At 65.6% G+C, this 6156-nt stretch carries 6 protein-coding genes; 2 read left to right on the top strand and 4 right to left on the bottom strand.

What is annotated here, in order from left to right; translation table 11 throughout:
* Nucleotides 1–369: energy transducer TonB (locus tag C100_RS30005; RefSeq protein WP_024018740.1), on the top strand; the 369-nt coding region annotated here is incomplete at its 5' end.
* Between the two features lie 520 nt (nucleotides 370–889).
* On the opposite strand, the gene aguB is transcribed toward C100_RS30005, so the two are convergent.
* Nucleotides 890–1738 carry an N-carbamoylputrescine amidase gene (gene aguB / locus C100_RS30000; RefSeq protein ID WP_024018739.1) on the bottom strand — a complete coding sequence of 283 codons (849 nt, stop codon included), beginning with the start codon at nucleotides 1736–1738 and terminating at the stop codon, nucleotides 890–892.
* Nucleotides 1739–1754: 16 nt separating this feature from the next.
* Nucleotides 1755–2741 carry an agmatine deiminase family protein gene (locus C100_RS29995; protein ID WP_024018738.1) on the bottom strand — a complete coding sequence of 329 codons (987 nt, stop codon included), beginning with the start codon at nucleotides 2739–2741 and terminating at the stop codon, nucleotides 1755–1757.
* Nucleotides 2742–2841: 100 nt separating this feature from the next.
* Here C100_RS29995 and C100_RS29990 point away from each other — a divergent pair, with 100 nt between their 5' ends.
* On the top strand, nucleotides 2842–3300 hold the full coding sequence (locus C100_RS29990; protein ID WP_024018737.1) for a DUF6265 family protein: 459 nt from the start codon (nucleotides 2842–2844) through the stop codon (nucleotides 3298–3300).
* A 14-nt stretch (nucleotides 3301–3314) separates the two neighbouring features.
* On the opposite strand, the gene C100_RS29985 is transcribed toward C100_RS29990, so the two are convergent.
* On the bottom strand, nucleotides 3315–4994 hold the full coding sequence (locus C100_RS29985; RefSeq protein WP_024018736.1) for a M28 family metallopeptidase: 1680 nt from the start codon (nucleotides 4992–4994) through the stop codon (nucleotides 3315–3317).
* Between the two features lie 83 nt (nucleotides 4995–5077).
* Nucleotides 5078–5941 carry an FAD:protein FMN transferase gene (locus tag C100_RS29980; RefSeq protein ID WP_024018735.1) on the bottom strand — a complete coding sequence of 288 codons (864 nt, stop codon included), beginning with the start codon at nucleotides 5939–5941 and terminating at the stop codon, nucleotides 5078–5080.
* Nucleotides 5942–6156: the final 215 nt, after the last annotated feature.

The following is a 6156-nucleotide window of genomic DNA, read 5'->3' as shown; positions in this document are numbered from 1 at the left end:
GTCGTGGCGGCCATGCCGTCAGCCGCTCCGGTGGCCCCCGCGCCGTCCTTCGCCCCGCCCGCGCCATCATCGGTGGTGCAGGCGGGCGACCTCGGAACGCAGATGGTCGCCGGAAAACCGCCGCGTTATCCGATCGAAAGCCGGCGCAAGCGCGAGCAGGGGACGGTGGTCCTCACCCTGACGCTCGGGGTCGATGGTGCGGTCGAAAGCATCGCCGTCAGCGGGAGCAGCGGTTTTGCGCGGCTGGATGATGCCGCCAGGGACGCTGTGAAGAAATGGCGTTGGAAGCCGGCCATCCGCGGCGGACAGCCCATGCGGGTGCGCGGCGTGGTCGAAATCCCTTTCGTCCTGCGCGCCGGCGCTGACTGACGACGCTGTGTCCTCCCCTGCCGGGGGCCAAAGCCATCTTTTGTCCGTGCAATAGGGAAGCTCATGATGGTGGCCGCCGCCAACCCGCTCTTTTCTCGGGAAGTTCACACTGTGGCGCGCGCGTGCCCGCGCGCGTAGGCGCGGGTGCATTGTTTCGGACGATTCAAAGGACAGTCCGGGATAGTCCGGCCAGCGCGCAATAGGACAGCGCGATAGGACGCTGCGATGCGAAATAGGATGTTTTCCTCCGCACCTGTGGCCATGCGGTTACGGATGAGAGGTGGAGACGGGCGCGCCAAAGCAGAGGCATGGATGCTGAAACAGATTAGGCATGGCGCGTGAAGCGGCTGCAGAAGACCATGTTCCGTCATCCCAGCGAAAGCTGCAATCTCAGGCAAATGACGCGCCGGACCCACTGAGCCCCCAACCTTCGCTGGGGTGACGATCAAGGGTCAAGAAAAGCCGCCAATCAGTTCCCCACCGGACACAGTTCCTCCCGCATCCATTCTCGCGCCGGCGGTCAGATATCCTGCGCTATGCGGGTGTAGAGTTCGGGTCGGCGGTCGCGGAAGAAGCCCATGCCGGCGCGGTGGATGCGCGCGCGCTCCAGGTCCAGGGTCGCCACCAGTGCGCCATGGTCCTTCGCGTCGGCCTCCGCGACGAAATCGCCCCATTCGTCGCTGATGAAGCTGTGGCCGTAAAAGGCCTGCCCCTCTTCGTCGCCGATGCGATTGGCCGCGATCACGGGCATACAATTGCTGACCGCATGGCCGAGCATCGCGCGACGCCACATGCGGCTGGTGTCGAGGTCGGCATCATAGGGTTCGGAGCCGATGGCGGTGGGGTAGAACAGCATTTCCGCTCCCATCAACGCCATGCAGCGGGCGGTTTCGGGATACCATTGGTCCCAGCAGATGCCGACGCCGATGGTGCCATAGCGTGTGTCCCACACCTTGAAGCCCGTGTTGCCGGGGCGGAAATAATATTTTTCCTCATAGCCCGGCCCATCGGGAATATGGCTCTTGCGATAGACGCCCATAATCTCGCCCTGATCGTCGATCATGGCGAGCGAGTTGTAATAATGCTGGCCGTCGCGCTCGAAAAAGCTGGTCGGGATGTAAACGCCCAGTTCCTTCGCCAGCTTGCGCATGTCCTGCACCGCGGGATGGCTGTCGGTCGGCTGGGCCGTGGCGAACAGCGCCTCGTCCTCTTCCTTGCAGAAATAGGGGCCTTCGAACAGTTCGGGCGGCAGGATGATCTTTGCCCCGCGCGTGGCGGCCTTCGTCACATGGCTGGCGACCAGGGCGATATTATCGGCCATGTCGTCCGAAAAGGCGAGCTGGAGCGCGGCTACGGTGACTTTGGTCATTCTTCTTTCCGACTGATTAGAGCGAGGGCATTTGCTGGCTGCAACAATGGAAGCTGCCGCCGCCCGATAATATGGCGTCGCTGCGCAAGCCTACAATGTCCCGTCCCGGAAAGAAGGGGCGCAGGGCGTCGAGCGCGGCCTGATCGTTGGGCTGGCCATAGATGGGGACGATGACGGCCGCATTGCCGACATAGAAGTTCATGTAGCTGGCCGGGATCGGATCGCCATCCACCAGCACCAGACCGGGCGAGGGGATGTCCGCCACCTCCACGCCATGCGCCCTGGCGCGGGCGCGCGCATCGGCATAGACGGCCGCATTGGGATCGTCCGGCGTGGTCGCGATCGGCAGCGCCAATATGCCGGGGGCGACGAAGCGGGCGAGATTGTCGACATGGCCGTCGGTATGATCGTTGAGCAGTCCGTCGCCCAGCCAGAGCATGTCGGAGAGGCCAAGGCTGCCGGCAAGCAGGGTTTCGATCTTGCCGCGATCAAGGTCGGGGTTGCGGTTGGGGTTGAGCAGGCATTGTTCGGTCGTGACGAACAGGCCGGTGCCGTCGGTGTCGGTCGCACCGCCCTCAAACACCCAATGCTGGGTCGCGGTGGGCAGGCCCGTGGTCGCGGCGAGGCGCGCGCCGACATCCTCATCGCCGGCCATCTGATATTTGCCGCCCCAGCCATTGAAGCCGAAATCAACGAGGGCGCGGCCGCCCGCGCCATTCAGCACCGCGATCGGCGCCGTGTCGCGCAGCCAGACATCGCCCAGTTTCTCGACAACGAACATGACAGCTGCATCGACCAGCGCGCGGGCCGCTTGGGCGTCGGTATCATTGGCGACGACCAGCCGCACCTCTTCACCCCGGCCATCGGCATGGAGCGCGCTGGCAAAGGCGGCGATCTGGCGCCGGGCATCCTCGAACGCGCCGGGCCATTCGGCCGGGTTGGTGGGAAAGCCGATCCAGGTCCAGTCGTGCGGCGCCCATTCGGCGGGCATACGGAAAGTCATGAGCAATGTCCTTGCCCGGCCTGCCGGGCCGAACCATGATAGCGGGGATGATGCGCGCTCCATAACGCGAGAAAACGGGTCTGGACAGGGGTGTGAGGCGATGAAGGCAAGAGTTTCGGTGATCGCGGCGGCTGTGCTGCTGTCGCTTTCGCTGTCGGTGAAAGCCCATGCGGGCGATCTGCCGGACTGGCTGACTGGCGAGTGGCGGCAGGACCGGGGTGATCGTTGGGACGAGGAGGTCTGGACGCTGCCGCGCGGAGGCATGATGATCGGCGTCGGCCGCGCGGGACGAGGCGACAGCCTGCGATCCTGGGAAGTGATGCGCATCGTGCGCGCCGCCGACGGCACGCTGACCTTTCATGGCGCGCCGGAGGGCGGACCGGCGACGGTCTTCCCGCTCGTGGGACAGGGGGTGCGAGAGATCAGCTTCGCCAACCCGGACCATGATTATCCGCAGCGCATCCGCTATTGGCGGGAAGGGCGCCTGCTGATGGCGGAAACGTCGAAAATGGATGGCAGCGCGGCGCAGAGCTGGACCTACTCCCCGGCCGGGGAATAGGTCCAGCGCTCCCTTTATTTGCCCGCTCGGTCCTGATCGCGGATGGCGCGGAATTCGTCGCCTTCCATCCAGTTGGGCCAGTCGGTCGTGTCGGCCAGCGCGCGGCCCACGTCATAATAGAGCTTCAGGTCGGCGGCGACGCCGGTCCAGTCCCAGTTGGGATCATATTCGTCCTTGGGGCCGTGATAGCGGTTCCGGGTATAATCCTCCGCCGCAGCCAGACCCGCCGCCGTGCCGCCATTCACCAGATCCTCGCCGCCCTCGAAATAGAGCATCGGCAGGCCGTGCTTGGCGAAGCTGAAATGGTCGGAGCGATAATAAAAGCCCTTTTCCGGGGTCGGCTCATTGGTCGCCACGCGGCCCTGGGCGCCAAGCGCACGGTCGAGATAGGCGTCGAGCTGAGACTTGCCCTTGCCGATCACCACGACATTCTTCGCCAGGCCCGCGAGGCTGAGCGCGTCCATGTTCACGCCGCCCACGGTTTTGGCGAAGGGGAAAACCGGGTTGTCGCCATAATAGGCCGATCCCAGCAAGCCCGATTCCTCGGCCGTGATGGCAAGGAAGACCTGGCTGCGGTCGGTGGGACCGGCCTTCACATTGGCCTCTGCCAGCGCGACGAGCGCGGCGGTGCCGGTGGCGTTGTCCACCGCGCCATTGCAGATGTCGTCGCCGTCGGGCGCGGCCTGACAATGGCCCAGATGGTCCCAATGGGCGCTGTAGAGGACATATTCGTCCGGGCGCGTCTTGCCGGGTAGCAGGGCGACGACATTTTTCGAGCTATGCTTGCGCAGTTCATTGTCGAAGGAGACATCGGCCTTTACCCCGGTCAGCGGCACCGCCTTGAAACCGGGCTGTTTGGCCGCCCGCATCTGCGCGTCGAGGTCCAGCCCGGCGCTGGCGAACAGCGCCTGCGCCTTGTCCTTCTGAATCCAGCCGATCGCGGCCGACTGGTCGGCATTGCCATTGGCGCTGTCGGCGACATGCTGCGCGCCGGTCCAGCTCGACTGGACGACGTTCCAGCCATAGGCGGCGGGCACGGTGTCGTGGACGATGATCGCGGCGGCCGCGCCCTGACGCGCGGCTTCCTCATATTTATAGGTCCAGCGGCCATAATAGGTCATGGCGCGGCCGTTGAACGTGCCGGCCAGGCCCGGCGTTTCATAGTCGGGATCATTGACCAGGATGATGACCGTCTTGCCCTTGACGTCCAGCCCGGCATAATCGTTCCAGCCCTTTTCCGGGGCGTTGATGCCATAGCCGACGAAGACGACCGGGCTGTCCTTTACCGCGATATGCGGCTGGGTCGTGCGATAGGTGCCGATCACCATTTCCGGGCCATAGGCGGCGGTGACGGGCGCCTTGCCGCCGGTGAAGCTGAGCGCTGAGACGTTCTTCGCGGTGATTTCCACCAGCGGCACGTCCTGGAACCAACTGCCTTCATTGCCGGGCTTGAGGCCGAGCCGGGAAAATTCGGATACGAGGAGTGCAAGCGTCTTTTCCTCGCCCGCCGATCCGGGCGCGCGGCCTTCAAAGGCGTCGGACGATAATTGCGCCGTCAACCGCTTCATGGTGTCGATCGATGGTGTGACGGACGAAGGCGCCGGCTGGGCGGAGGCGCCGGGCGGCGTGTCGGACATGGTGGTGCAGGCCGGCAGGGCAAGGACGGCGGCGATCGCCAAAATGGAACTGCGCATGGAATACCCCTTATTTTCTAGGATGCTCCGGTGATGCCACCGCCGGATCAAGAGGGCAAGCAAGGCCGTTGCCCTGACCGGCGCTAGTCCAGCATCGCGGCGAGGGCGGGGGTCATATATTCGCGTGCGCCCTCTTCGGCGCGCAGGATCAGGCGGGCGGCGAGATTGTGGCGGGTGGCGAGGGTCATGCCGCGATCGGGGCCTGATATGGTGATCGCCGTGGCCCAGGCGTCCGCCAGCATGGCGCTGTCATGAAGCACCGTGACGGATGCGACGCCCGACGCGATCGGGGCGCCGGTCGCGGGATCGATGCTGTGCGAGAGGCGGCGGTCGCCGTCCATGCGATAGCGGCGATAATCGCCCGACGTCGCCACGGCGAGATCGCTGAGCGCGACGCGAAGCGTTGGCGCGGCGAGTCCCGGTGGCGCTTCGACATCGACCCACCAGGGCTGGATATCGGGCTTTACCCCTTCGCCCCGCAGTTCACCGCCGATTTCGACCAGGAAATTGGCCGCGCCCAGCGCGCGTAGCGCCGCCGCGACGGCATCGACCGCAAAGCCCTTGGCAATGCCCGAAAAATCGAGCGCCACATTGGCGAGGCGACAGGCCCGGTCGTCCTCCACCGCGATGCATGTCCATGGGGATGGAGGGGAGGGAACTGCGGCGCGGGGCGCGGGGCCGAAGCCCCATTGATCGACCAGATGGCCGATCGCAGGATCGAAGGCGCCGTTCGAGACGCGGGCGACTTCCAGCCCCGCCCTCAGCACCGTCAGCATGTCGGGGGGGAGCGCCATCCATTCGCCGATCGGCGCGCGGTTGAAGCGGCTGACGGCGGAGCCCGCTTCCCAATTGCTCATCTGGTCGATGATGCGCGCCAGCACGACTTCGATAGCGGCCACGCTGCCTTCGGGCGGATCGACGATCCGCGCCGACCAGCGCGTGCCCATGGTCGGCCCGCCGGCAACGACGATAGCGCCCGTGCGTTGCCGCCCGAGAAATTGTTCGGGCGACAGGCCGGGCGCTATCGCGATACGGATGCCGTTAGGGCCGGGCTGGTTCAGGGCGCCAGCACTTCCAGCGTGCTGATGTAGGAGGCACGGCGCGGCGACGGGCCGCCCGAGGCATCCGCATCGGCACCCGGCCCGCCTTCGCGGCGGCCGCC

This window comes from Sphingobium sp. C100, from assembly GCF_000508185.1.
Lineage (GTDB): Bacteria > Pseudomonadota > Alphaproteobacteria > Sphingomonadales > Sphingomonadaceae > Sphingobium.
Note: the sequence above shows the minus strand (reverse complement) of the source record. Positions and strands in the feature narration are given on the sequence as shown.

Bases quoted from the DNA above. Each gene is read 5' to 3' on its own strand.
- aguB (WP_024018739.1), bottom strand. From the start codon at position 1,738: ATGACCAAAGTCACCGTAGCCGCGCTCCAGCTCGCCTTTTCGGACGAC.
- C100_RS29995 (WP_024018738.1), bottom strand. From the start codon at position 2,741: ATGACTTTCCGTATGCCCGCCGAATGGGCGCCGCACGACTGGACCTGG.
- C100_RS29990 (WP_024018737.1), top strand. From the start codon at position 2,842: ATGAAGGCAAGAGTTTCGGTGATCGCGGCGGCTGTGCTGCTGTCGCTT.
- C100_RS29985 (WP_024018736.1), bottom strand. From the start codon at position 4,994: ATGCGCAGTTCCATTTTGGCGATCGCCGCCGTCCTTGCCCTGCCGGCC.
- C100_RS29980 (WP_024018735.1), bottom strand. From the start codon at position 5,941: ATGGGCACGCGCTGGTCGGCGCGGATCGTCGATCCGCCCGAAGGCAGC.